Source organism: Undibacterium sp. JH2W (genome assembly GCF_049340425.1).
GTDB lineage: Bacteria > Pseudomonadota > Gammaproteobacteria > Burkholderiales > Burkholderiaceae_D > Undibacterium.
Genome location: NZ_JBMPOT010000020.1, coordinates 60,378 through 84,636, shown reverse-complemented (window position 1 = coordinate 84,636; position 24,259 = coordinate 60,378). Strand labels below are relative to the sequence as shown.

The following is a 24,259-nucleotide window of genomic DNA, read 5'->3' as shown; positions in this document are numbered from 1 at the left end:
ATTTACCACGTTTTCACGGAAGAAACTATTTATTTCTATCAAAAACAACGGGGAAATGTTACGGTTTTATGAAGCTCAAATAGATTAGAAAAAACCAAGAGCTGACAAGGATGCTGTCATCTGTAAGTGCATTGCAAACTTTAATCATGTCTTGCTGCTGCTCAGTCCATCCTGAATTCACAACAAACCAAATACAGAAAGGGAGCAGGCGAAATGAGAAAAAACGTTTTGGTCAAAGGTCTGGTAATCAGTTTGTTCAGTTTATTGCTTAGCAACACCCCGGCGTGGGCCGAAATCACCTCTTGTGAAACGATCAAGGACAAGGTCACTGCCAAGTTGGAACGCAAGGGTGTGAATAACTATAGCTTGCAAGTCGTCTCCAAGGATACAGAAACCAAGAACCGGGTAGTCGGTTACTGTGAAGGTGGCAAGAAAAAAATTATCTACAAAAAAGAAAAGAGCAGCAGTAAAGCTGAAGAATAGTCTGCTCTGACCGACTGGCGTAGCGGGTTTGCCCTGTGGCTGTAGCAAGCAGGCAAATCCGCTTTCTTTATTCCTGTTCCTGCCTCTTTCCTTACTCCATTCCTTATAATCGCCTGCTCATGTAATACGCTGGCCCCATATAAGTAGCCAGCTTTGCTATTTGCTCTTGATTCAATTCAGTCTGTTCAAGAAAACCCAGTCGCTGCCAGTAAGCCCTGGTGCTTTGCACCGATACCAGGCAGGCATATTGCCAGCCCTGTTGCCTGGCATAAGTAAGCGCGAATTCGAGCAGGGTGCGTGCCAGTCCCTTGCCCGCCTGCTCAGGAGCGACCGCCATATCGTGTAAATACAGGGCATTGGCAGGCTGAGCCACTTGAAAATCCTGCCCTAAAGCAGAAATTCGCCCATTTAGCGAGGGATAGGCTGCCAGATAGGCAGCCAATTGCTGATCTTGTTCTGCGACCCAGGCGCAAGCTGGCGCTGTGGCCAGGCGGTTAGCCAAGAGTTCCGCTGCCTCCACCATTTCAGTTGCATAGACCTGGCTTTGTATCCGGTAGACACGCGCCAGATCATCTGCCTGCATATTGCGTAACAGCACTGTCATCGTCACTCTACCTGGCTATCTTTTTGCTATCTTTTACTTCTCGTCCTTGGCACTGGCTTCTACTTTGGCCGAGGCCTCAGACTTTGCCAGTTCTGGCTTGACGACATCTATCTTGTTTTCGCGCATATAGTCATTCATGTCTTTCCAGCCTGCATACACAGCTGCCCTGGATGCATCAGGGTTAAGGGAATAGCAGTCTTCTATGGCGCGGCCAGCATGGCGGCAGGCGCTGCCAGTAGCACGTGCATCAGATTCGCGTATGGCGGCATCTCTGGCGGGGTCAGGCAAACCCAGACGGTCGCAAGCCGTCAGCGATGTCAGCATCAGCAAGAAAATCCCGGAGAACTTGGAAATTGACATCACAGCACCAAAAGAATTGAATGAAACAGCATGTAATTTTGCTTATGATAACCCAGTGTAAGCCTGTACAGAACCACCTGTTGCAGAGGATAGAGAGGGAAACACCCTTCAATTTAATGGGTCGGACGCTATTTCCATGCAAAACCAGGCGCAATCTACCCAAAGGATTTATCATGTTGCGCTGGTTCCCGAGGCGTGGACATATTGTTGACGGCAAGAAAGCCATCAACATGAATGCTCCTGTAATCTGAAAGAAGTCAAACTCATGAAATTTGCCATCCACCGTGTCGTCTTACTAAGCGGCCTGATGCTATGTGCTGCCTGCAGCCCCAAATTTGACTGGCGCGACACGCGTGGCAGCGATGCGCCCTATTCGATATTAATGCCAGGCAAGACTGCAGGCGATAGCAAGGACTTACAATTGGAAGGCATCCATTTAAAAATGGGCATGCAAGCAACGGAAGTTGGTGGCATCAGCTTTGCAGTGGGTAGCACCAAGGTCGGGGACACAGGACAGACTGGCCTAGTCATGGAAGCCATGAAAAAAGGCATGATCAGGAATGTACAGGGTACACCGGAAACCACCAAGATCACAGGGCCGGATATGCTGGAAGTACGTGGCAAATTACACAACGGCCAAGCCATCATGATGGTTGGCCGCTTTCTGGTACGCGGCCCCTGGGTCTATCAAATTGTCATGCTGGGGCAAGAAAAAGACATGAAACAGGATGTCATAGACACCTATATGACGTCTTTCAAAGCCAACTGAAGCAACAATCTGAAACGACAAGTGGGCAATTTGGGATTATTATATAAATGAGCGCAGTCCGCCTTGTGCTGCTAGCGCAGTGCGGGTGTTGGGCAGCTTTATCTTCACATGTCTTAGAAAAAAGGAACCGTCCATGCTGATCACGTTCAAATCCAAAGCTGCTACAGAAATCACCATGTATAAGGAACATGCGCGTCGCATCCTGGATCTGCTACACAAAGATGTAGAACGCGGCATTATTACGCCGCCGGAATTACCACAAGCGATACAAAAAATCGAAGCCGCAGTCGCCGAAAGCAAGGCCCACTCGATTTCTGAAGAGGTCAGTCGTGACGTCAATGCCCATCACAATGAAAATGGTGATGATAACGAGCATGAAACACCAGAGCCTGTGAGCTTTGCCACGCGCGCCTTTCCTGTGTTGGAAATGCTGCACGCCGCCAACAAGATGCAGCGCGAAGTGATGTGGGGCGTATAAAGCCATGACTTCCCACGTAGACAATACCAGGGAATTCGAACTCCAGAGCGCCGATGGCAAGGCGATTTTTGTGCGCGACTGGCCACTGGCGGATGCAGCCCAGGACCAACCCCGGCAAGGGCTGGTCATCATGCATGGCCTGGGTGAGCACTGTGGTCGCTATGCCCATGTCGCCAGATTCTTTAATACCCTGGGTTTTGTCGTGCGTACTTACGATCACCGTGGCCACGGTCAATCTGACGGTGGCAGCGGTGATGTGCCTGATTCCATGTGTATCCTGCGTGATGCCCAAATGGTCATCAGCGACTTTAGCCAGCAACTGGCTGGCCCACCTATATTATTGGGGCATAGCATGGGCGGCTTGTTCGCTGCCCGCTATGCACTGGAACAACTGACGCCCCTGCGTGCCCTGATTTTGTCTTCGCCGGCACTGGCGATACGTATGTCTAGCCTGCAGCATGGCTTGCTGAAGGTGGCTTCCAGCCTGATTCCCGGTGTCGGTTTGCCGAATGGCTTGCAAACCCGCTATTTATCCCATGATGGTGAAGTAGTACTTGCCTATCAAAATGACGCCCTGGTGCATAAGCGCCTGAGTGCACGTCTGCTGACCAGCATGTTGCAGTCCATGGAATATTGCCATGCCCAGGCAGCTGAATTAAGCGTGCCCTTACTGATGATGGTAGCAGGGGATGACCACCTGGTTGATCCTGACGGTAGCCGGCGCTTTATGGAAAAACTGGACAAACCCCAGTTCAAAGAACATTTTTACGCTGGTTTCTATCACGAGATATTTAATGAACTGGATGCCACCAGGGTATTCGATGACTTGCGCACCTGGCTGGAATTCCAGCAATTTACCCCTTTGGAACAAATACAAAAAGCAGCTTGAGTTCAGGCTTTTCAAAGTAGTGTTGTGCAAGCAGTTGAACCAGTCAACCCGGCTTTGCCTCAGAGAAAACAGCTAAAGGCGACAAGGCTGTTACACTAGCGCCCTTTCGCCTTGATCTGAGCTGTCAATTGTATTGGCAAGATGTGCTGATCGGCTTATTTATGTTAAATTGCCACAAAGGCAATTTGTGAATTTATCCAATAAGAATATGCAAGATCAACCAAGAAAAACCCTGGGTCGACCAGCCAAGCCTGCTCGCAGTGCCAGTACAGGCAGCACTAGCCATAGCCTCAGCAAGCCTCAAGTGGAATTTGAAACCATAGAAGTCAAAGCTGACTCCCTGGCTTTTAGCCTGGTCGGAGCGGCGCAAGCAGTGGCCTATGTGCTGGAAGGTACCGCGCTGCCACAGGCATTAACCAGGGTATTTACGCAAACCAATGCCTTGCCACAGGCACGCGGCGCCATACAGGATATTGCCTACCGCACCATGCGTCAGGTCGGCAGGGTAGATGCCTTGCTGAAGATCATGACCAACAAGACGCCGGAACCAGCCTTGTTATATAGCCTGCTATGCTGCGCCCTGACCTTGCTGGTTGGCAATGAAGGTGATGATGAAAAGGCCTATGAAGAATTTGTCGTCGTAGACCAGGCAGTGACTGCGGCCACATCCAGCCAGCATATGGTATTTGCCAAGGGTATGGTGAATGCCGTGTTGCGCCGCTACCTGCGCGAAAAAGATGAATTATTAAAGCTGGTCATGAAGCAACCGGCGGCTGCCTGGAATTATCCACAATGGTGGGTAGACCAGTGCAAAACAGCGTATCCGCAAGACTGGCAAGCCATCTTGATCTGTGGCAACCATGCCCCGCCTTTGACCTTGCGCGTTAACCAGCGTGCCAGCACGGTAGCTGCTTATCTGGAATTATTGGCCAGCCAGCAAATCGGTGCCAGCCAGATAGGCCCGTTTGCCGTACGCCTGGATCGCCCCATGCCCGTACTGAACATCCCTGGCTTTGAAGCTGGAGTGGTGTCGGTACAGGATGCCGCTGCCCAGTTGGCAGCCCCTTTGCTGGATGTGCAAGCAGGTATGCGGGTGCTGGATGCCTGTGCTGCCCCCGGTGGCAAGACTGGTCATTTGCTGGAACTGGCAGACATAGATCTGACCGCAGTCGATACTGACCCGGCCCGTATCCAGCGCATCCATGAAAATCTGGCACGTCTGAAATTGTTCGCCACCATCAAGGAAGGCGATGCCTGCCGTAACAACTGGTGGGATAGCCAAGCCTATGACCGTATCCTGGCTGATGTGCCCTGCACGGCCTCTGGCGTGGTCAGGCGGCATCCTGACAGCCGCTGGCTGCGTCGCAAGACCGATACCGCCCAGTTGGCCGCTTTGTCAGCCCGTATCCTCGATAATCTGTGGCGCATGCTGAAACCGGGCGGCAAGATGCTGATGGTCACCTGCTCGATCTGGCCACTGGAATCCGAAGCCCAGGCGGCGGCTTTTGCCACCCGCAATGGTGCTGAGCGCCTGGATGCGCCTGGCCAATTACTGCCAAGCATGGCAACTACGTCCGAAAGCAACAACGAACATGACGGTTTGTTCTATGCATTGTTTCAAAAACCACTGCAAAATTAACGAATGCCAACAAGTTCAAGCTATCATTAGCAGACTTTTGATTTCGTATTGATTGCATGTTCAGACGTTTCGCTTCCCTGCTGCGCCAATTATCGCTGACTTTGATGTTGGCGCTGCTGGCAATGGCAGTAGCACCTGCGGCCCAGGCCGCCGATGTGGAAGTCAAAACCGCCAGGATAGAAGCCAGCGACGAGGGATATCGACTGGCTGCTACTTTTTCCCTTGAGCTCAGTGACAGCCTGCGCAAGGCTATACGGGATGGCATACCAGTCTCGTTTACCACTGAAGTGGAGCTGACCCGCTCACGCTGGTACTGGGTGGACGAAAAGGTGGTGCGCAGCGAATACACCGTCAAAATTGCCTACAATGAGTGGACGCAGCAATATAACGTCACTATTAATAATGGCTTGCAGCAAAATTTTGCCTCCCTTGATAGCGCCCTGAACCTGGTCACACGGCCAAATCGCTGGCTGATAGCGGATAAATCCCAGCTATCCACCGGTGCCAACTATAACGCCTCAGTGCAACTGCGCATGGGCCTGAGCAAGATCCCCATGCATTTGCAGATACCCAGCTTCAACGACAGTCACTGGAGCCAGAAAACCGAGTGGAAGCGTTTTTCCTTCAAGGCTGAAGACAAGTGACAAGATTTTTGCGGTATGCACTGATTATCGGTGGTGCTCTGATGAGCATCCTGCTGTTTTTCCTGACCACGGTTTCCGAGAATTCTTCGCGCTTTGAGCGTTATTATGAATGGCTGCTGGATGCCAATGCCGTCGTTGCTCTGGCCCTGCTGATCCTGGTACTGACCCTGGTATTGCGACTATTCCGCCGTTTCCGGGCGCGTGAATTTGGCTCCAAACTGATGACAAGGCTGGTGGTCTTGTTTGCCCTGGTAGGTATCTTGCCAGGCACGGTGATTTATGTGGTCTCGGTGCAATTCGTTTCACGTTCCATCGAATCCTGGTTTGACGTCAAGGTTGAATCTGCCCTCGATTCTGGCAAGAACATGGGGCTGACTGCGCTGGATTTCCTGCTGGCGGACTTGCAATCCAAAGCCAAGGACATGGCTTCGGAATTGTCAGATCCGTCTGAAAGCTCAATGTCCATACACCTGTCACGCCTGCGTGAACGCATGCAGGTGCAGGAAGCCACCATCGTCAACAGCAAGGGTCGCCTGATTGCTTCTGCCAATGAAAGCGTCAACAGCCTGCTGCCTGAATTGCCAACACAGGAGATGCTCAGGCAAGTCAAATTGGCACGCTTTTATGCTGCCAGAGATGAAAAACTCGTGCCAACTCCAGGCAGTGATGACGACCCGGCCTCTGCCACTAAGGCAAGTACGGCTAATACCGCCAGCGTGAGCACGGAAACCCGTGGAGCAACCCGCCCTGCACTGGCACCAGAGCCCGCCCGCATCCTGCGTTCCCGTGTGGTCGTGCCTTTGCGCATGAGCACAGGCTGGATTTCCCTGCAAAACGAAGCCCTGTATCTGCAATTGATACAACCCGTCCCCATCAATCTGGCCATGCATGCCGAGGCCCTCAGCAATGCCTCGCGTGAATACCAGGTGCGCTCGATAGGCCGGGTCAATCTGAAAAAGATGTACATCATCACCTTGACACTGACGCTCTTGCTGGCAATTGTCGCCGCCATCACCAGCGCCTTCTTGATTTCGGGTGAACTGGCCAGACCACTGCTGCTGCTGGCAGAAGGCACCAAGGCCGTGACCGAGGGTAATTTCTCACCTCGCCCTATCGTCACCAGTACCGATGAACTGGGTAGCCTGACCAAGTCTTTCAATACCATGACCCGGCAATTATTCGATGCCCGTGCCACGGTAGAAAAAAACCGCAATGAACTGGAAAACGCCAAGGCATATCTGGAATCTGTGCTGGCAAATATGTCTGCCGGTGTGATGGTATTGGACCAGGGTGGTAATCTGGTGACTTGCAATGAATCAGTAGAACGTATCTTGCAACGCAGGCTGGAAAGCGAAATCAATAAACCCCTGGCAGACATTGAAGGCATGCAAGCTTTTGCCTTTGCCATTTCCAAGGCTTTTTCTGAGCAGCATGCCCAATCAGCCGCGGGTGGTGAAAACGAACGCGAGCAACACTGGCAGCAGCAAATTGAAGTACCACGTCCCGATAAAGGTAAAAAAACAGCGTCAGCAGCAGCACCGGGTGAAGTGGCGGTAGCTGAAGATGAACAAAGCATTACCTTGCTGGCCCGTGGCTCACATTTGCCGGTGGCATCGGGTAGTGGCTATGTGGTGGTGTTCGACGACATCAGCAATATCATTTCTGCCCAGCGCTCCATCGCCTGGGGTGAAGTCGCCCGACGCCTGGCACATGAAATCAAGAATCCGCTGACCCCCATACAGTTATCAGCCGAGCGCCTGCAAATGAAGTTGCAAGACAAGCTCAGCGAAACCGATGTCCTGATACTCAATAAGAGCACGACCACCATCGTCAACCAGGTGACATCGATGAAGCGCATGGTCGATGATTTCCGCGATTATGCACGTACACCACCAGCAGTACTCATGCCTTTGAATCTGGCAGGTTTGATAGATGAAGTCTTGCATCTGTATATCGCTGGGGATGGCCGTGATGCCATCAAGCTGACCATGGCTGTTGATTTGCCCAAGGTCATGGGAGACGCTACCCAGATGCGGCAGGTAATTCACAATCTTTTACAAAACGCCCAGGATGCCGTGGCTGACAATACCACTCCTGGTTTTGTACCGCGTATTGATGTCATTACTGATGTAGTCCGCTACACAGGAACAGACCAGATAGCTCACTCTGCAGTACGCCTGTCAATTATCGATAACGGCCCGGGATTTTCCAGCAAAATCCTGGCGCGCGCGTTTGAGCCGTATGCCACTTCCAAGCCACGTGGTACCGGCCTGGGTCTGGCGATGGTGAAGAAAATCATCGATGAACATGGCGGCAGGATAGATATTCAAAATCGCAGCGATACAAACGGTGCAAAAGTAGCGATTTTGCTGTTAAAGTTAGCACCGGATACAAATACAACATAATTGTTGTACTTGTATCCGGCTATTCGTCTGATGTTCCCAAAAGAGGAATGCAGATAAAAAAGCAGTAGGGGCGTTTTGAAATTTTTTATTCAGCAAATACATATGGTTTTCAGCAGCCAGTCTGATGAAGGCAATAAGTCAGCGTGAACATCGAACGGTAAGAAGCACCCAAAAAAACATAGAGGCGGTAATAGGGTAGATTTATGGCAAACATATTGGTCGTAGATGATGAAATGGGTATCCGTGAATTGTTGTCTGAAATTCTCGGGGACGAAGGACATGTAGTTCAACTTGCTGAAAATGCACAGCAGGCACGTCTCGCCAGGCAAGAAGCCAGGCCTGACCTGGTCTTGCTTGACATCTGGATGCCAGATACAGACGGTGTCACCTTGTTAAAAGAATGGCAGCGGGACGGCTTGCTGACCATGCCCGTGATTATGATGTCAGGTCATGCCACGATAGATACAGCGGTCGAAGCGACCCGGATAGGTGCCTTGAATTTCCTGGAAAAACCCATCGCCCTGCAGAAATTATTAAAAGCAGTGCAGCAGGGCCTGACCCGCAGCACCGAGCCAGCAAAACCTGCAGCCCCTGCCTTGCGTGTGATCAGCAATGACAACCCAGCAAGTGCCAATATCTCCGGCAATTTTGGCAGTGCTGCACCGGCGTATGAAGCCCGGCATTTTTCTGCTGCCCAGCCGGTTGCTGCTGCACCCAATAATCAATTCGCCAGCCTGTCATTTGACTTGCCCTTGCGCGAAGCCAGGGATGCTTTCGAGCGTATCTACTTTGAATACCACTTGAACCGCGAAGGCGGCAGCATGACCAGAGTGGCAGAAAAAACTGGCCTGGAACGCACGCATCTGTACCGCAAACTCAAACAATTGGGCGTTGAGTCCATGAAATACGCCAAGCGCGGTGAGTAAGCTCAAAAACTAAGCATTACAGTGTGAACATCGCAAAAACGCAATTACACCTGATACATGGCGCAAGTTATACCCGGAGGGAGGCAGCAATCGCAGCCTCCCTTGACCGCTTAGCCGGCAATAGTGCAGCTACAGACAAGAATATCGTTATCCTCGAAGGCTTGCCTGATGGGCAAGACATCCTGCATCCCACCGACCTTCTGCACATCAACCGCATTGCCCCCGGCTGCTTTTGCTGTATAGGCAACCTCAGCCTGCGCGTCACCCTGAACCGCGCCCTCAGGCAAAAACCAGCTAATATATACCTAGGTATCGCCAGCGATACCCATCTGGATAAACTTTTGCTAACACTCCAGGACCCCACCTACACCAAGCTACTTGAAATCAAGAACCACACTAGCTTGTGAACCAATGTTAAGTCGCTAAAGTCCAGACGTTGCCGTGCCGTAATACTTCATAGCAGCACAGAATAGTCCTATGTAATACCGCTTAAGAGTCCCAGAGTAAGCGTAGCGAGCGATGCTAGTTTGGACCGAGACGCACAGTCATACGAATGTACGGCAAGCATCACAGGTTCAAAATCGCGCCGCGCTTAGCTTGATCTGGGGCTATTCTTGAAATTCGCTGTCATTGCATCAATGTAAGCACCATGAACGGTAACCCGGGGAAATATCCTCCAGCCAGAAAGGATGCATAAAATGAATCTCATCTACAACAGCGATCAATATAGCGTCATAGAATATGGCGCAGATACTGACCACGAAGCCCTGCGCTTTGGCGGTTATGAAATTACCGACAAGGCAGTACGCCGCGAATGGTTTATTGGGGGCCCTCTGGCAATCAATTTCCGCAAAGACGTGACTGACCTCATCGCCAGTGAACCCAGCATAGAAGAAATCGACGACTTCCTTGGTCAGTTTGATGGCTTTATGGGTCAAAGCGTTTTATTGCATTAATTTGTACATAACAGATATCTAGCACCGCAAACAAGCTATGAAAGCGAAGCGATAATAAGTGCAGACGATGGCTGGAGCTGTCGTCTGTACTGCTTTACGCGCATTCATTGCGGACTGTAAAAACTCCACAAAATCAAGCAATGCTCAGTATCAATACGTGAGCATCTATACAGAACATCATCTGGTTTTGATATCCTGAAAAGGGTGCAGTGATATCTTCAGCGTATCATTGCCATACTTTTATCTGGCATTACCCATCATCAGGTTCAATACTATGAGTACTCAACTGCACGACTTCATCCGCGGCCTGCCCAAGGCAGAATTGCATTTGCATATAGAAGGTTCACTGGAGCCAGAGCTGATGTTTGCCCTCGCCCAAAAAAACGGCGTGCAATTACCCTACGCCAGCGTGGAAGAGGTACGCGCAGCCTATGACTTTGCAGACTTGCAGTCTTTCCTGGACCTGTATTACGCCGGTGCAGCCGTGCTGCAAACCGAGCAGGATTTTTTTGACCTGACGCATGCCTATATAGAACGCGCCCTGGCTGACAATGTACGTCATGTGGAATTGTTCTTTGATCCGCAAACCCATACTGCGCGCGGCATACATATCACGACTGTGTTCTCCGGCATCGCCCGCGCCTTGCGCGAAGCGCGTGCCGAACACGGTTTTTCTGGCGCAATGATCTTGTGTTTCCTGCGTCATCTCAGTGAAGTAGATGCGATTGCCACGCTGGAAGCTGCCCTGCCCTTGCGCGATGAGTATGCTGACCTGTGGACAGGCGTGGGCCTGGATTCTGCCGAAGTGGGCAACCCGCCAGAAAAATTCGCCCATGTCTTCACGATCGCGCAAGCCATGGGGTTTCGTCTTGTCGCGCATGCTGGTGAAGAAGGCCCGCCAGCCTATATCCATAGCGCCCTGGATGTCTTGCAAGTCGAACGCATAGACCATGGCGTGCGCGCAGAAGAAGACCCAGCCCTGATGGCCAGGCTGCAGCAAAGCCGCATGCCGCTGACCGTATGCCCGCTATCGAATCTGAAGCTGTGTGTGGTGAAAGATATGCGCGAGCATAATCTGGCGCGCATGTTGCGTGCAGGTTTGTGCGTGACCATCAACTCAGATGACCCGGCTTATTTTGGTGGCTATATGAATGCGAATTATATCGCCACCGCCGATGCTCTCGAACTGGGCAAGGAAGAATTGCTGCAACTGGCGCGCAATGCCTTTGAAGCCTCGTTTGTCACGCCTGAACAAAAACAGCTCTGGCTGGATGAGCTGGAAGCATACGCACAGAACAACTAAAGAACTAAGCGATCTCAAGCTATAAGCATTCCTGCCACGGTAGAAACCGGAGCAGGAATACTGAATATATCTCGCTTTAATCCACATCCATCAATGCCTGGGCATCTGCCCCCGCCGCAATGCGCATGGGGCTGGATGCATCGGTCGCGGCGTACCATATAGCCTCTGCCACATCGCTGGCATGGGTCAGCGGCGACGGCGATTCGGCCCATCCGGCAAACACGCCCTGCGCCAGCTCAGCATAAGCGGGTGGGATGCTTGTCTGCATGCGCGGCCTGGCATTGTCTCCAAAGCGCGTCTCTGGCGCGCGCCCTGGCAGCACCAGCTTCACGCTCACATTGAATTGCTGCAGTTCCAGCGCCAGCGATTCAGTAAAGGCATTCACTGCTGCCTTACTGGCGGTATACACAGCCAGCAGAGGCAAGGCTTTCAGGGTCACGCTGGACGTGACATTGATGATGACACCATGCCTGCGTTGCCTGAACTGCGGCAGCATGGCCTGAGTCATGGCGATGCTTCCCAAAGTATTGGTTTCAAAGACTTCACGCACTGTTGCCATATCTGTCCCTTCCAGCGCGCCCAGCATGCCTATGCCAGCATTATTGACCAGCACGTCAATATCTCCTGCCGCCTCAACTGCCGCACGTATGCTGTCGGCATTGCTGACATCCAGAGCCAGCACACGTAAGTGTTCTGAGCGCGGTAACAAGTCTTCACGCGGTGTGCGCATGGTGGCGATAACTTTCCAGCCGCGCTCAAGAAAGTATTGTGCCGTGACCAGACCGAAGCCGGATGAACATCCGGTGATGAGTACAGTTTTCATGATGATACCCGAAAGTGGTTTTTGAAAATCAGACTATAATCAGTCGTGACTGGACTATCCATAACCAATAGTCCACCTTTCATTAGTAATAGTCCGGGAATTTCATGCACACAGATCCTCTTGCCGAAATAGTCAGCCTGCTACAGCCTCAGGCCAGGCATGCAAAAGTCGTCAAGGCTGCGGGTTCCTGGCGGGTGCGCCGCCATGAATTCGGGCAAAGCTTTTACTGCCTTATGCTTGAAGGCAGCAGCCATTTGACAGCAACAGGGCAGACCCCTGTGTTGCTGCAACAGGGTGACTTTGTGCTCATTCCCGCCACCCAGGGCTTTAGCATGTCCAGCATGGAAGCACTGGCCGAAGAAGATAGCGATACCGAACCGGTTGCCTTGCTGCATGGCGAATTCAGGCTGGGCAGGCAAAACGGACCGCCTGAAGTAATACTGCTGGTGGGGCATTGCAGCTTTGCTTCGCCAGACGCTGCCTTGCTGGTGTCACTGCTGCCGCAACTACTGCATGTTCGGGGCGAACACAGATTGAGCACGCTGGTGCAGTTGATCAGCGAAGAATCGCGAGCACAAAGGCCTGCTCGGGAAGTCATACTCGCCCATCTGCTGGAAGTCTTGCTCATCGAAGCCCTGCGTTCCACGGCGGGAAGTGATGCATCGCCCAGCCTGCTACGCGGGCTGGCAGATGAAAGACTGGCGATTGCACTGCGCTCCATGCATGAAAATATCCAGCAACCCTGGACGGTGGCGCAACTGGCCAGACAGGCGGCCCTATCACGTTCGACTTTTTTCGAACGCTTCAGCCGCACCGTGGGTATCGCGCCCATGGAATACCTGCAAACCTGGCGCATGGCAAAGGCCAAGAAAATGCTGGCACAGCAAGAAGCCAGCATCACGGAAATTGCAGAGCATGTAGGTTACGGCTCCGCCAGCGCGTTCAGTGTTGCCTTCACCCGCCATGTCGGTGTGCCACCCACGCATTTCGCCAGGGAGGCGATGAAAACAGCAGGCTGAAGCCGCCTTGCAAGCGTAGGCTCAGATCACATTCTTTTCCAGCAAAGGCTGGTTCAATAACACGCGTTGCGCAGACAGGGGCGACAGGTCCAGACTGCTGTAAGCACCATCTACCAGTAACTCGGCGATACCACGCCCGGTAGCGGAGGCATGTTGCATGCCATGGCCACTGAAACCATTCGCCAGTATCAGGTTGGCTAATTGCGGATGCGCACCGATGACGGCATTCTGGTCAAACACATGGTATTCATAATAGCCAGCCCAGGCTCTCTGCATGCGCAAGGCTTCAAAAGCGGGAACGCGATTCGCCATGATTTGCCAGACTGTATCAAACTGCTCATAGTCTGCTTCCAGGGGTGCATCATCGGGATCATCGTCTGGCGGCAAGCCACATATCCAGTGCTGGCCTTCTGGCCGCAGCCATAAACCGGATGGATCTATGATGAGCGGGCAAGACGGCGTCTGCGCCGGGCTGGATACCACGAAGACTGTGCGCTTGCGACCGACCACAGGCAAATCAAAACCCGTGCCCGCCAATAAAGGCCGCGCCCAGGCACCGGCCGCATTAACGGCCACATCACATTGAATGATAGCTCCATCCCGCAAGCGTACGCCTGTTACCCTGCCATTTTTATGTTCAAAACCTTGCGCATCTGCTTGCAGATAACTGACGCCCAGGCTGCGTGCCTTGCGGCGAAATGCCATCAGCAAGGCATAACCATCAAACCAGCCTTCACCACTGAGGCCCAATGAACCCAGTGCCAGGTCATCGACGTTTAGCCAGGGAAATTTCTGCTTCAGCGCTGCTTGAGCTAGCAGGGCGACATCCACATTCTCATGCTTTTGTATTTCATGATTTTCACGCAAAGTGGCAGCACCAGCATCGCTGGCAAGATACAGATAGCCATGTTCGCTGAGACCCAGCTCAGGCAACTCGCCATCAACCGCGAGGTGCTGATGCAAGTCACTCAGGAAGGCGATGCCAAATTGCGACATCTGTATATTCAGCGGCGTGCTGAATTGCTGGCGTATGGAACTTGCAGACAGGGCAGATGAGGCATGGGTATAGGTAGGGTCGCGTTCCAGCACCGTGATCCGTCCCTGGAAGCCAGGATGTACTGCCAGAAAATAAGCCACTGCACTGCCTATGACGCCACCACCAACGATCACTATATGTCTGTTATCCATTGCTATCCTCAGAATCTCAATCCAAACCTGCGCCGGTAATCCTTGGGCGTCACCTGCGCCCATTGCTTGAAGATTTTACTGAAGCTGGAGACATCTTCATAACCACAACGCGCCGTAATATCTTCGAGAGACAGGCGGGTGGTTTCCAGCAAGGCCTTGGCGCGCTCTACCCTTAATTGTTGCACATAGTGGATGGGGCTGAGTTTCATCGATTCCTGGAAGCGCCTGAGCAAAGTCCGCTGGCTGACATTGCAATAGCTGGCCAGGTCGGCCATGGCCCATTGTTGATCCAGGCGCTTGTTCAGCCAGCGCCTTGCACGCTCTATGACTGCGTGGCCCTGATCCTGCATGATGGCCTTGGCGACATAGGGTGCCTGGCTGTTTCTATTCGCATCAACCACCAGTATCTTGGCCGTCATCTGGCGCAGTTCTTCCCCGGCAAAATGCCCTACCAGCCAAAGAGACAGATCGATATAGGAAGTCACGCCGCCAGAAGATACCAGTTGGCCATCCACCACGATGAGCTCTTCTGCTTCCAGTAAAACCTGTGGGAAATTCTTGCGAAAATAAGCGCTGAGCCACCAGCTCGTCGTGGCACGACGGCCATTGAGCTTGCCCGTCCTGGCCAGCAGGCTGGTGCTGGAGCAGCTGGAAATCAGCAGACCATCGTCCCGCAGATAACTCTCCATCAGCGCCTGCTCCGGTGCCAGCGCATCAAGCAAGCCATCAAGCTGGCTGCTGTCCCGGTGATCCACTCCTGGCACCATGAGGGCATCAAGCTTCTGCGTCTGTATTTGCTGATGGATGTCACGCGCCTGAAAATGCAGGCCATCGACTTCTTGCAAAATGTCACCACGGGCGCTGACCCAGAAAGCCTCGAATTGCACAGGCTTGCTACCCACAGGACGTATGCCTGCCAGGGTATTGGCAATGGTGAATACATCCATAGGCATCACTGCCCCGCTGCGCAGGCAACCGGGGTAGACCAGTACGCCTATGCGTATGACTCCTTCTTTCATTGTCTTCATTGTCATTTGGCTGCCCTGTCCAATCTGTATCACCTGTCCAATAAACACCTTTTTTTGTCGATTCAGCCAATGGTAGTACTTTTCCTCAGACTGCACAATGCAGTCTCTTACAAACAACCACACAAGGAGTACGACATGCCCTACGTGCAAATCAACACGATTAAAGGAATGCTGAACACGACGCAGAAACAGCGCCTGCTGGAAAAAATTGCCGATGTCCTGGTAGAAATTGAAGGTGGCGGCAATCCAGAGTTCAAGAAGTCGGTCTGGATCAATATCCAGGAAAGTGAGGCCGAGGGCTGGTCCATAAGTGGTTTGCGGCCCTCAAGTCAACAAATCGCACAATTTATAGCCGCCAGGGATGCACACGACAACAAGCAAAACGCAGAAGGGGCAACATAATGAACTATCCCGCACTGTCGAGCTTTGTCCTGGCCCTGCTGGCGCTATTCCTCAAAGCCAGCCTGCTGAGCGGCGTACAGGTCATCAGCCGCATACGCAGTCGCCGCTATCTCTTGCCAGAGGACGCTGGCATGTTTGGCCTGCGCTCTGTAGAAGCAGAGGCCGACCTGGTACAACGCTGCGCCCGCGTCTGGCGCAATGATGTAGAAAACCTGCCACTCTTTCTCGCCCTGGCACTGGCTTATACCTTGCTCGGCGGCGGCCTGTCCAGCGCCAACTGGCTGTTTGGCAGCTATGTGCTGATACGCTACTTGCATACCGCCGTTTACCTGCGGGGCCTGCAACCCTGGCGAGCCATCCTTTACCTCTCTGGCATGGCGGTGTGCTGGATGATGGCGATAGGAATCATCAGGCTGATCCAGCTTTAGCAGCAGCCAGCACGGCTCGCAAGGCAGTTTCCAGACTGGTGCTGCCGCGACGGATTTCCAGCTCGCCATCAAAGACGATGTGACCGCTATTGAAGCCATCAAACATTTCACAAAAGGCATCGGCACTGGTCACTGGAAAACCCTTGCTGAGGAAGATATCCCGCCATTGTTCACGCGGTACGGCGACGGCCTCAACTGAGCGCCTGAGCAAGTGTGTCAGGGCAGTGGCGGCATCGGCTGGCGAGACATCTGTCGGGCCATGCAGGGCGATCAGGCGATTGCTGGCTGGATTATCCATCAGCAAGGCGGCCACCGTGGCACCTATGTCCCTGGCGGATACCATGGGCAAAGCCTTGTCAACAGGCAGGAACATCGATGGCAAGATGCCCTGGCCAGCGACTGGCTGTATGGACCAGGCCCAGTTCTCCACAAAATTGGCAGCACGCAATACGGTGCGTATGCCCTTGAAACCAGCCAGTTGCTGCTCAAAATCATGGGTAGTCAGAATATTGCCCGTGCCTTGCTCATGCTGGGCACCGACCGAGGACAGCGCGACGATATGTGGCAAACCCGCGTCATTCGCTGCAGCCACCAGTTTGCCATGCACCTGGCGGGCTACAGCAAACATGTCATCCACCATGTAATTAGGCGGATTCAGTAAATAAGCGGCCTGCGCACCACGCAAGGCGGCTGTCAACGCGGGCAAGTCGTGTACATCGGAGCAGACGACTTCTGCTCCTTTGGCACGCCAGGCGGCTGCCTCGGCATCATCACGCCTGACTATCATTCTTACTGCCTGTCCGGCATCGAGTAAGGTCTGACTTACAATGCGGCCGGTTTGGCCAAAAGCGCCTGTTACTGCATACATAGTGTTCTCCTGGAAATTGATTAATGTGCTGCGATGAAAAGCAGTATGCAGTCAGGCTTGCATTCGGAGAATGCATGTATGAGAATGATTAACATGCAAAAAGTGGATACTAAAAATCTTCCTCTACACGATCAGCGCGACTTGAACCAGTTGCATTTCTTGCGTGCCTTGCTGGAGCAGGCCAGCGTCACGCGGGCAGGTGAGCAACTGGGGATGAGCCAGCCCGCCGCATCGCGTGCCACGGCCAGGCTGCGCTCGCAATTCGATGACCCCTTGCTGGTGCGCAGTGGCCGTACTTATTTACTGACGCCACTGGCGATACAGCTCTTGCCGCAGTTACGGGATATCCTGGGCAGGACGGATGCCCTGTTCGAGCAAGTGCAGTTTAATCCTGCCAGCGCCAGGCGCACTTTCCAGATGGCGACTACCGACTATGGCATGAGCGCCGTCTTGCTAGGCCTTATCCCTCACCTGCAGCAGCAGGGGCCGCAGCTGTCATTGCGTGTCGATGCCTGGGGTAGCCAGACGCTGGAGAGAATGGAAAGAGGCGAACTGGATGCCGCCCTCTACGTAGGTAGCGACTTGCCGCCAGATTTCCACAGACGCAAGCTGTTTACGGACGGCTATGCGCTGGTGTGCGCAGCGAACCACCCTTTGCTACAACATGCAAGCTTGCCTGCACGGGCGCTGCTGGAGCAGGCCGCCGGCTACCCGCAATTTGCCGCACGCTACCCCCTGAGGCATGGCTATGCCACCGATGATGTTTATACCGAGCTTGGTCTGGCCATGCCTTTCATCACGCTGGAGGCACCTTATTTTTATGTAGGCAATTTCGCGGCAGAATATGGCAATGTGGTGGCCGTGGTCCCTGAACGGGCTGCCCGCGCCTGGCAAGCCAATCGCGCTATCAGTGTCATCGCGCTGGATATTGCAGAACTGGCTTTTGAGTATTGCCTGATCTGGCATGAAAGCCGCCACCGTGACCCGGCGATGAAATGGTTTCGTGAACTGCTGGTGAGTAAATGCCAGTAAAAAACAGTATGCCGATAAAAAATCAAAGGAGATAAAAATGGCATTCATAGGTCCAGACGTCAAACTCGACAAGCCAGCATATATCCATGACACGGCACAACTATATGGCAAGATCAGCGTAGGCGCCAATGCCTCAATCTGGATGAATGTCGTGGCCCGCTCCGAGCACAAGGAAATCATCATCGGTGCCTATACCAATATCCAGGACTTTGTCATGCTGCATATCGGTGACCAGACGCCCACCATCATAGGCAGCCATTGCTCCATCACCCACCATTGCACCATCCATGGCTGCACCATAGGCGACAACTGCCTGATAGGTATCAATTCCACCATCATGGATGGCTGCGTGATAGGCAATAACTGTATCATTGCCGGGCATACTTTCCTGAAAGAAGGCACAGTGATCCCAGACAATTCCATCGTCATGGGCACACCGGGCAAAGTCATACGCACGCAAAACAATTATGTGCGCAACCGCTTGAATGCCTATATGTATTACAAGAATGGCCTGGCGTATGCCCGTGGCGAATACAGGGAATGGGCCAGGGAAGAGTTTCCTACAGAAATCATGGCAGAAATTGCCATACTGAATGCCCAGCTTGCCGCCGGAGAATGACAATTTAGGTTAAAAATGCAGCACAAGTTCAGCCGTGCGCAGAATGGGATTGACATGCCCACTGCAAATATACAAACTGAAAGCCTAGGCACATTTGGCGCATTCCAAGATGCAACCGCAGTTGGCGCAGTTTGAACAGAAAGGGAAGCCGTGGCGAATACCCTGAGTAAATTCTTTAACCGCCTGTTCGGTGCTGAGCAAAGCGCATCGGTCAGCAGCCAGCCTGCACCTCCACCGGAGGTAGTTACCACAAGCAAAACGCCTGAACCAGTTGCCGTTGCCAGACCTGCCCCCATGGTCACTGAACCCCAGGTACAGGCCGCAGTCGTAGCTGCACCAGACACTACAGCAGCCAATGCCCCCGCAGCAGAAAAACTCAGCGCCTGGAAGCCTGCACTCCCGGTCGAGAGCCTGTTCTTTGACTGGATCATGGGTTACCCGGGTGAAGGTAGCAGCCTCATAGACAATGAACAACATGCCTTGCAAGCTCTGTATAAACTGCTGGCATCTGACCTCAATGATGCCGTCATCGTGCCACGCGTACCCAGTGTCATCCCGCAATTATTGAACAGCCTGCGCAGCAAGACTATCTCTGCCGGTGAGTTGTCTGGCCAGATCGTCAAGGATGTGGTGCTGGTCGGTGAGGTCATCAATACTGTCAATAGTGCCCTGTACAACCCGGCTGACCGCATCAACAGCCTGGAAAAAGCGGTCATGATATTGGGTGAAGAAGGCTTGCGTCTGGTGATCTCCAAGGTCGCCTTCCGACCCATCATCAACCTCAATGCCGGGAAGTTCACCCGCCGTGCCGCCCCGCATATCTGGGCACAGTCAGAAAAATGCGCGGTTGCCTGCCATACCCTGGCGCGTGACATGGATCCCTTCCATGCCTTCCTGACAGGCTTGATGAAAAACGTCGGTCTCATCATCGCTTTCCGCCTGCTGGACCAGGTTTGCGTACAGGGAAAATTCAAATATTCCCCCGCCTTCCAGCCCATCTTTTCATCGGTCGCGGCGACCCTGTCCTACCGAGTCGCTCAGCGCTGGGAATTTCCTGCACATGTAATACTGGCCCTGCAACAGCAAACTGGCGGCAGCAAGGCCATAGAATGGAGCCCGCTGGGTCGTTTGCTGCACACGGCAGACCTGATTGCCAAGACCCGCCTGCTGGTCAATCATGCGCAATTGAATAGTGCCGACAAAAAACTCAGGGTAGGCCTGAGCCCGGATGAAATCCATTGCCTGGATCATTTGAATGAAATCCAGTTATATGACACCACAGGAGTACAGCAACATCCAGAAGCGGAAGCACAAACTCCGGCAAGGAGTGTGGGACAATAGGGCTTACGGCAAATATTGCCCAATCCACTAAAGAAAACCCACCATGAACATCCCCGGACTCGGACCAGTAGAAAAAGATGAAGAAAATGGCTGGTACATCAGCCAAGCCATACTCATCCCCGCCTTGCAAGAGCAAGAATATGAATTCCTGCTGGAAGGCTATGATGAAGCCGATGACGCCAGCAAGGCAGATTTTCACACTGCCATTGCCAACTTCATCAAGCTTGATCCTGCCGTCCTGAAGAGGGCGGAGGCTGATATCTATGCCTATTATCAGGATACAGCCAACTACCGCAAATCTGAAAAACTGGATGTCGTGCAGATAGCCCAGCCTGACCATGTCTGGCAGCACATACAATATGGCTATGAAGCCCTGGTCAGTCAGCGCCCGAATGGTGACAAGACTGTGTATGTTTCGCTGGAATGTGATTGTGACTGGGACGAAGAAAACGGCTTGCAACTGGTTTTCCGCAATGGCACAGAAATCAGCAAGCTCGGCCCTTTCGATGATTACCTCAGCAATGCCGATGCCTTTGGTGAAGCCAGTCTTGATAAAGTGGTATATCAAAGCAGGGGTTGATGACTTCAAGCATGGAAATCAAGCCCAAAATGGAGGTCAAACCATAGACTGGGCTGATTTTTTAGGGGCCGATGAATTATCGCGCCTGATCTGGGATGGCTTGTAGGAAGCAGATGGGGCATGGCATTACATGAATTTTACGTCTGAGATATCCATCTGGGAATCAAGCCAGGATGGTAGTGCCATCACCATGCTTTACAGGGGCGAACACCTGCAAGAATTGCTGGTGACGCCCGGCCTGGCCTACGACTATCTTCTGCCCCTCATACAGCGCTACCAGCTAAATATCCTTGCTTAACGCTCTATCATTTTCTTGCTACGTATCTTGCGTTGTAATTGTATGATTCCGTAAATCAAGGCCTCTGCCGTAGGCGGGCAACCGGGGATATACACATCTACTGGCACAATGCGGTCACAACCACGCACCACGGAATACGAGTAATGGTAATAGCCGCCGCCATTCGCACATGAGCCCATGGAAATGACATAGCGCGGCTCTGCCATCTGGTCATAGATACGGCGCAGGGCCGGTGCCATTTTATTAGTCAGCGTACCGGCAACGATCATCAGGTCCGCCTGCCTGGGGCTGGCGCGCGGTATCATGCCGAATCTCTCCATGTCATAGCGCGACGCGGCAGCCTGTATCATTTCCACCGCACAGCAGGCCAGGCCGAAAGTCAGGTACCACAGGCTATTAGTCTGTATCAGCCTGCTCACATCATCCAGACGCGTCAGCAAAACATTGTCTTCTCTAATGACTTCCAGCTCTTCCATCATGACTCCCTTCATTAATGACAGGGAGCAGTCTAGTCATGACAATTATTTCATACTTGTATCAGTGCGACGGATTTGTACCGACACGTCATGCCTATGAAAAAAATCAGGCCAGTCGCGGATAAGTAAACAAGATGAAGTGGCACAGGTTAAAAGCCGCATGCGTCAGTATCACCCATTCCAGCCTGCGGGTACGGTGGTAAACGATGGCATAGCCCAACCCTGCCACAGTCGCCAGAGCCGCATACTGCGTCCCCCCTCCCAGATGGGCCAGGCCAAACAAGACGGCAGATACGGCTATCGCCAGATAGCCAAACGCTGGCTTGCTGCCCAGGCGGTAGATGGCTTCCTGTATCAGGCCGCGAAAAAAAGCTTCTTCTGCCACGCAGGTCAACACCAGGTTCACGGCAAAGAAGAGCAAAGTCGATTCTGGCAATTTGGGGAGAAAGCGGAAGAAATGCGTGACCAGACCGAGACCTGTCAAGACAGCGATGGTCAGCATGGCGGGCAATGCAATGCGCTTGCCATCTGCCAGGAACTGCCCGATGCTGCCAGCACGAGAACAAAACAGGCTGAGCATCAGATAACCCGCCATGCCCTTGTCGAAATTGGCATACAGGGTAAAAGGAATGGCATCATCGCTGAATCTGACCTTGTCCAGCAACAGGAGGTTATAAAAGCCGGGTACCTTGTGCATGGCCAGTAGCAGCGCCAACAGCAGTGCCAGCACGCCTGCGACTATGCGCAAGGCAAGTGGAAACTTGTTCGTGACGCTTATCCACAGCAAGAGTGCCAACACCAGCAATACCACCACTGCCACGGGAGAGATAAGGCCAGTGACCAAAGCAGATATTCCTGCAAGTACAGCGAGCAAGTGCCCGGGCACCAAGTTTTTGATAGGCCGGTATAAAGCCATTTTGGGTAACCATGCCGCTGCGATGGCGGCATACAAGAATAGGTAAGGAAGTATCTGGAGGAATGGCAACTCCTGCACTGTAGTCATGGGAAATAGTCCTGTCAGGTGGTTGTTTACTTCGTACAAGACCGCCAAGGATAGATAACTTTATGAAAATGTCAACACTTATCCCTGGCCTTAATCTTGCACTGACCTCAGCTGGCAGCAACAACTTAGCGCATGCTGAAACTTTTCCCGCAAGCGATAGCGACCCGGTTCCAGGCATTCATAAGGCCGATGACAAATGCCAGATCTACCAGTTCTTTCTCGGTGAAATGTCTGGGCAATTCCTCCTGCAGCACTTCATCGACATGTTTGCCAGCGATGCCGGTCAGGGCTTCGCTCCAGGCCAGGGCTGCCCTTTCTTTTTCACTGAAACAAGGGGCTTCGCGCCAGCATACCAGGCTGTTGAGACGCTGGAAATTATCGCCATGCTCGAGCAAGTCATGTGCATGCTTGTCCACGCAAAAGGCACAGCCATTGATTTGAGATACCCGCAAGAACACCAGGTCAATAAGGGATTTGCCGAGGCTGCTAGCGTCGAGCACCGTATTGACACCAGCGAGGGCTTGATAAGCAGCAGGTGCCAGGCCAGGGAAGTTGAGTTTGAGTGTCATGATAATTCTCCAGTTTTTTGAATGAGTCAGCGAAATTGCTTTCTTCATCTATAAGACGCTGGAGGAAATCGGTTTGTGACAGGTGAATTGAAAAAAACCTGCTACTCATTGCCTCCTCTGTAGGAGCGACTTCAGCCGCGAACCCTCAACACTGGCAAGATGACCGACACGGCCAGATGATCGCGGCTAAAGCCGCTTCTACAAAAGCTTGATACTCATGGCCTGATAAGCCTGCAATTTATCAGGATTGCGTATGGTGTACAGATCAAGGATTTTTTCACCATCGCTGACAATGGAGATAGTCGCATCGAGTTTTCCATCGATAAAGCGCAGCAAACCGGGCTCACCATTGATGCTGACTTCAACAAACTGCATGCGCTGGGGATAGGTTCTGGCGACGACATGGTAGAGACGCGCTATGCGTGCTGCGCCATGCAGGATACGGTTGACAGAGGCGACCTTGCCGCCGCCATCGCCTATCATTTGCGCATCGTCGGCGAACAAGGCACTCAGTTCTTTTAAATTACCGCTTTGTGCCGCCAGACTAAAACGCTGCAGCAATTGCCTGTGATGGTCACGGCTGACCGCAAAGCGCGGCTTTTCTTGCAGCACCCTTTCTTTTGCGCGGTGTACCAGTTGGCGGCAGGCTGCTGCGGTCTTATTAAGCATGCCTGCGACTTCAGGGTAATCGACATCGAATACCTGGTGCAAAAGAAAGGCGGCGCGCTCTTCTGCCGATAAGCGCTCCAGCATGGTCAAAAACGCCAGCGAAACATCGCTACTGAATTCCGCCATCAGTTCTGGCGTCTGCTCATCGACTTCTATCATGGGTTCTGGCAACCAGGGGCCGGTATAGTTTTCGCGCTCGCGCTTGAGTACACGCAACCTGTCCACACAAAGACGGCTGATGACAGTCACCAGCCAGGCCTGGGGTTCACGGATTTGCAGTAACTCTTCATCGCTGAGCGCATGCCAGCGCAGATAAGTGTTTTGCACCAGGTCTTCTGCTTCAGCACGTGACGCCAGCATGCGGTAGGCAATGCCAAACAATCGGGGTCTATGGTCAGTAAAGCTTTGCAGGCGGTTCATCATGATGGTGTCCGGTAGGTACATGATGATAAGACGAAAC

Annotated in this window: 29 protein-coding genes; 19 read left to right on the top strand and 10 right to left on the bottom strand. The window is 52.7% G+C overall.

Annotation, left to right across the window (positions count from 1 at the left end):
• Positions 1-213 precede the first annotated feature (213 nt).
• The gene (locus tag ACO0LC_RS24600; protein WP_423008129.1) at positions 214-483 is read left to right on the top strand and encodes a DUF1161 domain-containing protein; all 270 of its coding nucleotides are present in this window, start codon (positions 214-216) and stop codon (positions 481-483) included.
• A 103-nt stretch (positions 484-586) separates the two neighbouring features.
• On the opposite strand, the gene ACO0LC_RS24595 is transcribed toward ACO0LC_RS24600, so the two are convergent.
• The gene (locus tag ACO0LC_RS24595) at positions 587-1,087 is read right to left on the bottom strand and encodes a GNAT family N-acetyltransferase (protein WP_423008127.1); all 501 of its coding nucleotides are present in this window, start codon (positions 1,085-1,087) and stop codon (positions 587-589) included.
• 33 nt (positions 1,088-1,120) lie between these two features.
• Positions 1,121-1,447 (bottom strand): hypothetical protein, encoded by a 327-nt coding sequence (locus ACO0LC_RS24590; RefSeq protein ID WP_423008125.1) that lies wholly within the window; start codon positions 1,445-1,447, stop codon positions 1,121-1,123.
• A 265-nt stretch (positions 1,448-1,712) separates the two neighbouring features.
• Between ACO0LC_RS24590 and ACO0LC_RS24585 the strand changes: the two genes are divergently transcribed.
• From ACO0LC_RS24585 to ACO0LC_RS24540, 10 genes are all read left to right on the top strand, one after another.
• Positions 1,713-2,216, top strand: coding sequence for a hypothetical protein (locus ACO0LC_RS24585; RefSeq protein WP_423008123.1), 504 nt, complete (start codon positions 1,713-1,715; stop codon positions 2,214-2,216).
• A 133-nt stretch (positions 2,217-2,349) separates the two neighbouring features.
• Positions 2,350-2,694: a DUF1840 domain-containing protein gene (locus ACO0LC_RS24580; protein ID WP_423008121.1), complete on the top strand. Its 345-nt coding sequence runs from the start codon at positions 2,350-2,352 to the stop codon at positions 2,692-2,694.
• 4 nt (positions 2,695-2,698) lie between these two features.
• On the top strand, positions 2,699-3,583 hold the full coding sequence (locus tag ACO0LC_RS24575) for a lysophospholipase (RefSeq protein WP_423008119.1): 885 nt from the start codon (positions 2,699-2,701) through the stop codon (positions 3,581-3,583).
• A gap of 208 nt (positions 3,584-3,791) precedes the next feature.
• A complete protein-coding gene (gene rsmB, locus ACO0LC_RS24570) occupies positions 3,792-5,222 on the top strand; it encodes a 16S rRNA (cytosine(967)-C(5))-methyltransferase RsmB (RefSeq protein ID WP_423008117.1) in 1,431 nt (476 codons plus the stop codon).
• Positions 5,223-5,278: 56 nt separating this feature from the next.
• Entirely contained in the window at positions 5,279-5,866 is a 588-nt protein-coding gene (locus tag ACO0LC_RS24565; RefSeq protein ID WP_423008115.1) for a DUF4390 domain-containing protein, read from the top strand.
• Positions 5,863-8,271 (top strand): ATP-binding protein, encoded by a 2,409-nt coding sequence (locus ACO0LC_RS24560; RefSeq protein WP_423008113.1) that lies wholly within the window; start codon positions 5,863-5,865, stop codon positions 8,269-8,271. The genes ACO0LC_RS24565 and ACO0LC_RS24560 overlap by 4 nt, the downstream gene beginning before the upstream one ends.
• A gap of 203 nt (positions 8,272-8,474) precedes the next feature.
• Complete coding sequence (locus tag ACO0LC_RS24555; protein ID WP_423008111.1) at positions 8,475-9,197, top strand: response regulator; 723 nt, start codon at positions 8,475-8,477, stop codon at positions 9,195-9,197.
• Between the two features lie 23 nt (positions 9,198-9,220).
• Positions 9,221-9,604: a GTPase gene (locus ACO0LC_RS24550; protein ID WP_423008109.1), complete on the top strand. Its 384-nt coding sequence runs from the start codon at positions 9,221-9,223 to the stop codon at positions 9,602-9,604.
• Between the two features lie 291 nt (positions 9,605-9,895).
• Positions 9,896-10,153 (top strand): BTH_I0359 family protein, encoded by a 258-nt coding sequence (locus tag ACO0LC_RS24545; protein ID WP_423008107.1) that lies wholly within the window; start codon positions 9,896-9,898, stop codon positions 10,151-10,153.
• Positions 10,154-10,427: 274 nt separating this feature from the next.
• A complete protein-coding gene (locus tag ACO0LC_RS24540) occupies positions 10,428-11,456 on the top strand; it encodes an adenosine deaminase (RefSeq protein WP_423008105.1) in 1,029 nt (342 codons plus the stop codon).
• Between the two features lie 76 nt (positions 11,457-11,532).
• Here the strand turns inward: ACO0LC_RS24540 and ACO0LC_RS24535 are convergent, their stop codons facing one another.
• Positions 11,533-12,279 carry an SDR family oxidoreductase gene (locus ACO0LC_RS24535; RefSeq protein WP_423008103.1) on the bottom strand — a complete coding sequence of 249 codons (747 nt, stop codon included), beginning with the start codon at positions 12,277-12,279 and terminating at the stop codon, positions 11,533-11,535.
• 104 nt (positions 12,280-12,383) lie between these two features.
• Here ACO0LC_RS24535 and ACO0LC_RS24530 point away from each other — a divergent pair, with 104 nt between their 5' ends.
• Positions 12,384-13,298 carry a cupin domain-containing protein gene (locus tag ACO0LC_RS24530; protein WP_423008101.1) on the top strand — a complete coding sequence of 305 codons (915 nt, stop codon included), beginning with the start codon at positions 12,384-12,386 and terminating at the stop codon, positions 13,296-13,298.
• Between the two features lie 21 nt (positions 13,299-13,319).
• On the opposite strand, the gene ACO0LC_RS24525 is transcribed toward ACO0LC_RS24530, so the two are convergent.
• Together ACO0LC_RS24525 and ACO0LC_RS24520 are read right to left on the bottom strand one after the other, a co-directional pair.
• A complete protein-coding gene (locus ACO0LC_RS24525) occupies positions 13,320-14,486 on the bottom strand; it encodes an NAD(P)/FAD-dependent oxidoreductase (RefSeq protein WP_423008099.1) in 1,167 nt (388 codons plus the stop codon).
• A gap of 8 nt (positions 14,487-14,494) precedes the next feature.
• The gene (locus ACO0LC_RS24520) at positions 14,495-15,520 is read right to left on the bottom strand and encodes a GlxA family transcriptional regulator (RefSeq protein ID WP_423008097.1); all 1,026 of its coding nucleotides are present in this window, start codon (positions 15,518-15,520) and stop codon (positions 14,495-14,497) included.
• 129 nt (positions 15,521-15,649) lie between these two features.
• On the opposite strand from ACO0LC_RS24520, the gene ACO0LC_RS24515 reads away from it, so the two are divergent.
• Both ACO0LC_RS24515 and ACO0LC_RS24510 read left to right on the top strand, forming a co-directional pair.
• Positions 15,650-15,916, top strand: coding sequence for a tautomerase family protein (locus tag ACO0LC_RS24515; protein WP_423008095.1), 267 nt, complete (start codon positions 15,650-15,652; stop codon positions 15,914-15,916).
• The gene (locus tag ACO0LC_RS24510; RefSeq protein WP_423008093.1) at positions 15,916-16,344 is read left to right on the top strand and encodes an MAPEG family protein; all 429 of its coding nucleotides are present in this window, start codon (positions 15,916-15,918) and stop codon (positions 16,342-16,344) included. The genes ACO0LC_RS24515 and ACO0LC_RS24510 overlap by 1 nt, the downstream gene beginning before the upstream one ends.
• Here the strand turns inward: ACO0LC_RS24510 and ACO0LC_RS24505 are convergent.
• Positions 16,325-17,212: an NmrA family NAD(P)-binding protein gene (locus ACO0LC_RS24505; RefSeq protein WP_423008091.1), complete on the bottom strand. Its 888-nt coding sequence runs from the start codon at positions 17,210-17,212 to the stop codon at positions 16,325-16,327. The genes ACO0LC_RS24510 and ACO0LC_RS24505 overlap by 20 nt on opposite strands.
• Before the next feature lie 78 nt (positions 17,213-17,290).
• Between ACO0LC_RS24505 and ACO0LC_RS24500 the strand changes: the two genes are divergently transcribed.
• The 5 genes from ACO0LC_RS24500 to ACO0LC_RS24480 all read left to right on the top strand — a co-directional run bounded on the left by ACO0LC_RS24500 (position 17,291) and on the right by ACO0LC_RS24480 (position 21,082).
• Positions 17,291-18,244: a LysR family transcriptional regulator gene (locus ACO0LC_RS24500; RefSeq protein WP_423008089.1), complete on the top strand. Its 954-nt coding sequence runs from the start codon at positions 17,291-17,293 to the stop codon at positions 18,242-18,244.
• Positions 18,245-18,281: 37 nt separating this feature from the next.
• A complete protein-coding gene (locus ACO0LC_RS24495) occupies positions 18,282-18,863 on the top strand; it encodes a gamma carbonic anhydrase family protein (protein ID WP_423008087.1) in 582 nt (193 codons plus the stop codon).
• Between the two features lie 150 nt (positions 18,864-19,013).
• Positions 19,014-20,204 (top strand): HDOD domain-containing protein, encoded by a 1,191-nt coding sequence (locus ACO0LC_RS24490; RefSeq protein ID WP_423008085.1) that lies wholly within the window; start codon positions 19,014-19,016, stop codon positions 20,202-20,204.
• A 43-nt stretch (positions 20,205-20,247) separates the two neighbouring features.
• Positions 20,248-20,784: a DUF6985 domain-containing protein gene (locus ACO0LC_RS24485; RefSeq protein ID WP_423008083.1), complete on the top strand. Its 537-nt coding sequence runs from the start codon at positions 20,248-20,250 to the stop codon at positions 20,782-20,784.
• Positions 20,785-20,914: 130 nt separating this feature from the next.
• Positions 20,915-21,082 (top strand): hypothetical protein, encoded by a 168-nt coding sequence (locus tag ACO0LC_RS24480; protein ID WP_423008081.1) that lies wholly within the window; start codon positions 20,915-20,917, stop codon positions 21,080-21,082.
• Here the strand turns inward: ACO0LC_RS24480 and ACO0LC_RS24475 are convergent.
• From ACO0LC_RS24475 to sigJ, 4 genes are all read right to left on the bottom strand, one after another.
• Positions 21,079-21,558 (bottom strand): NuoB/complex I 20 kDa subunit family protein, encoded by a 480-nt coding sequence (locus tag ACO0LC_RS24475; protein ID WP_423008079.1) that lies wholly within the window; start codon positions 21,556-21,558, stop codon positions 21,079-21,081. The two genes, ACO0LC_RS24480 and ACO0LC_RS24475, sit on opposite strands and share 4 nt — an antisense overlap.
• Positions 21,559-21,664: 106 nt before the next feature.
• On the bottom strand, positions 21,665-22,561 hold the full coding sequence (locus tag ACO0LC_RS24470) for a lysostaphin resistance A-like protein (protein WP_423008077.1): 897 nt from the start codon (positions 22,559-22,561) through the stop codon (positions 21,665-21,667).
• A gap of 125 nt (positions 22,562-22,686) precedes the next feature.
• On the bottom strand, positions 22,687-23,130 hold the full coding sequence (locus ACO0LC_RS24465; protein WP_423008075.1) for a carboxymuconolactone decarboxylase family protein: 444 nt from the start codon (positions 23,128-23,130) through the stop codon (positions 22,687-22,689).
• A 198-nt stretch (positions 23,131-23,328) separates the two neighbouring features.
• Entirely contained in the window at positions 23,329-24,243 is a 915-nt protein-coding gene (sigJ, locus tag ACO0LC_RS24460) for an RNA polymerase sigma factor SigJ (protein ID WP_423008073.1), read from the bottom strand.
• Between the last annotated feature and the right edge of the window lie 16 nt (positions 24,244-24,259).

What these genes read in the sequence shown, in the direction of transcription:
- ACO0LC_RS24495 (WP_423008087.1), top strand. Translation starts at nt 18,282, where the DNA reads ATGGCATTCATAGGTCCAGACGTCAAACTCGACAAGCCAGCATATATC.
- ACO0LC_RS24585 (WP_423008123.1), top strand. Translation starts at nt 1,713, where the DNA reads ATGAAATTTGCCATCCACCGTGTCGTCTTACTAAGCGGCCTGATGCTA.
- ACO0LC_RS24595 (WP_423008127.1), bottom strand. Translation starts at nt 1,087, where the DNA reads ATGACAGTGCTGTTACGCAATATGCAGGCAGATGATCTGGCGCGTGTC.
- rsmB (WP_423008117.1), top strand. Translation starts at nt 3,792, where the DNA reads ATGCAAGATCAACCAAGAAAAACCCTGGGTCGACCAGCCAAGCCTGCT.
- ACO0LC_RS24475 (WP_423008079.1), bottom strand. Translation starts at nt 21,558, where the DNA reads ATGGAAGAGCTGGAAGTCATTAGAGAAGACAATGTTTTGCTGACGCGT.
- ACO0LC_RS24540 (WP_423008105.1), top strand. Translation starts at nt 10,428, where the DNA reads ATGAGTACTCAACTGCACGACTTCATCCGCGGCCTGCCCAAGGCAGAA.
- sigJ (WP_423008073.1), bottom strand. Translation starts at nt 24,243, where the DNA reads ATGTACCTACCGGACACCATCATGATGAACCGCCTGCAAAGCTTTACT.
- ACO0LC_RS24575 (WP_423008119.1), top strand. Translation starts at nt 2,699, where the DNA reads ATGACTTCCCACGTAGACAATACCAGGGAATTCGAACTCCAGAGCGCC.
- ACO0LC_RS24480 (WP_423008081.1), top strand. Translation starts at nt 20,915, where the DNA reads ATGAATTTTACGTCTGAGATATCCATCTGGGAATCAAGCCAGGATGGT.
- ACO0LC_RS24520 (WP_423008097.1), bottom strand. Translation starts at nt 15,520, where the DNA reads ATGACAATGAAGACAATGAAAGAAGGAGTCATACGCATAGGCGTACTG.
- ACO0LC_RS24565 (WP_423008115.1), top strand. Translation starts at nt 5,279, where the DNA reads ATGTTCAGACGTTTCGCTTCCCTGCTGCGCCAATTATCGCTGACTTTG.
- ACO0LC_RS24555 (WP_423008111.1), top strand. Translation starts at nt 8,475, where the DNA reads ATGGCAAACATATTGGTCGTAGATGATGAAATGGGTATCCGTGAATTG.
- ACO0LC_RS24505 (WP_423008091.1), bottom strand. Translation starts at nt 17,212, where the DNA reads ATGTATGCAGTAACAGGCGCTTTTGGCCAAACCGGCCGCATTGTAAGT.
- ACO0LC_RS24500 (WP_423008089.1), top strand. Translation starts at nt 17,291, where the DNA reads ATGAGAATGATTAACATGCAAAAAGTGGATACTAAAAATCTTCCTCTA.
- ACO0LC_RS24515 (WP_423008095.1), top strand. Translation starts at nt 15,650, where the DNA reads ATGCCCTACGTGCAAATCAACACGATTAAAGGAATGCTGAACACGACG.
- ACO0LC_RS24580 (WP_423008121.1), top strand. Translation starts at nt 2,350, where the DNA reads ATGCTGATCACGTTCAAATCCAAAGCTGCTACAGAAATCACCATGTAT.
- ACO0LC_RS24485 (WP_423008083.1), top strand. Translation starts at nt 20,248, where the DNA reads ATGAACATCCCCGGACTCGGACCAGTAGAAAAAGATGAAGAAAATGGC.
- ACO0LC_RS24545 (WP_423008107.1), top strand. Translation starts at nt 9,896, where the DNA reads ATGAATCTCATCTACAACAGCGATCAATATAGCGTCATAGAATATGGC.
- ACO0LC_RS24590 (WP_423008125.1), bottom strand. Translation starts at nt 1,447, where the DNA reads ATGTCAATTTCCAAGTTCTCCGGGATTTTCTTGCTGATGCTGACATCG.
- ACO0LC_RS24470 (WP_423008077.1), bottom strand. Translation starts at nt 22,561, where the DNA reads ATGACTACAGTGCAGGAGTTGCCATTCCTCCAGATACTTCCTTACCTA.
- ACO0LC_RS24535 (WP_423008103.1), bottom strand. Translation starts at nt 12,279, where the DNA reads ATGAAAACTGTACTCATCACCGGATGTTCATCCGGCTTCGGTCTGGTC.
- ACO0LC_RS24530 (WP_423008101.1), top strand. Translation starts at nt 12,384, where the DNA reads ATGCACACAGATCCTCTTGCCGAAATAGTCAGCCTGCTACAGCCTCAG.
- ACO0LC_RS24600 (WP_423008129.1), top strand. Translation starts at nt 214, where the DNA reads ATGAGAAAAAACGTTTTGGTCAAAGGTCTGGTAATCAGTTTGTTCAGT.
- ACO0LC_RS24525 (WP_423008099.1), bottom strand. Translation starts at nt 14,486, where the DNA reads ATGGATAACAGACATATAGTGATCGTTGGTGGTGGCGTCATAGGCAGT.
- ACO0LC_RS24510 (WP_423008093.1), top strand. Translation starts at nt 15,916, where the DNA reads ATGAACTATCCCGCACTGTCGAGCTTTGTCCTGGCCCTGCTGGCGCTA.
- ACO0LC_RS24465 (WP_423008075.1), bottom strand. Translation starts at nt 23,130, where the DNA reads ATGACACTCAAACTCAACTTCCCTGGCCTGGCACCTGCTGCTTATCAA.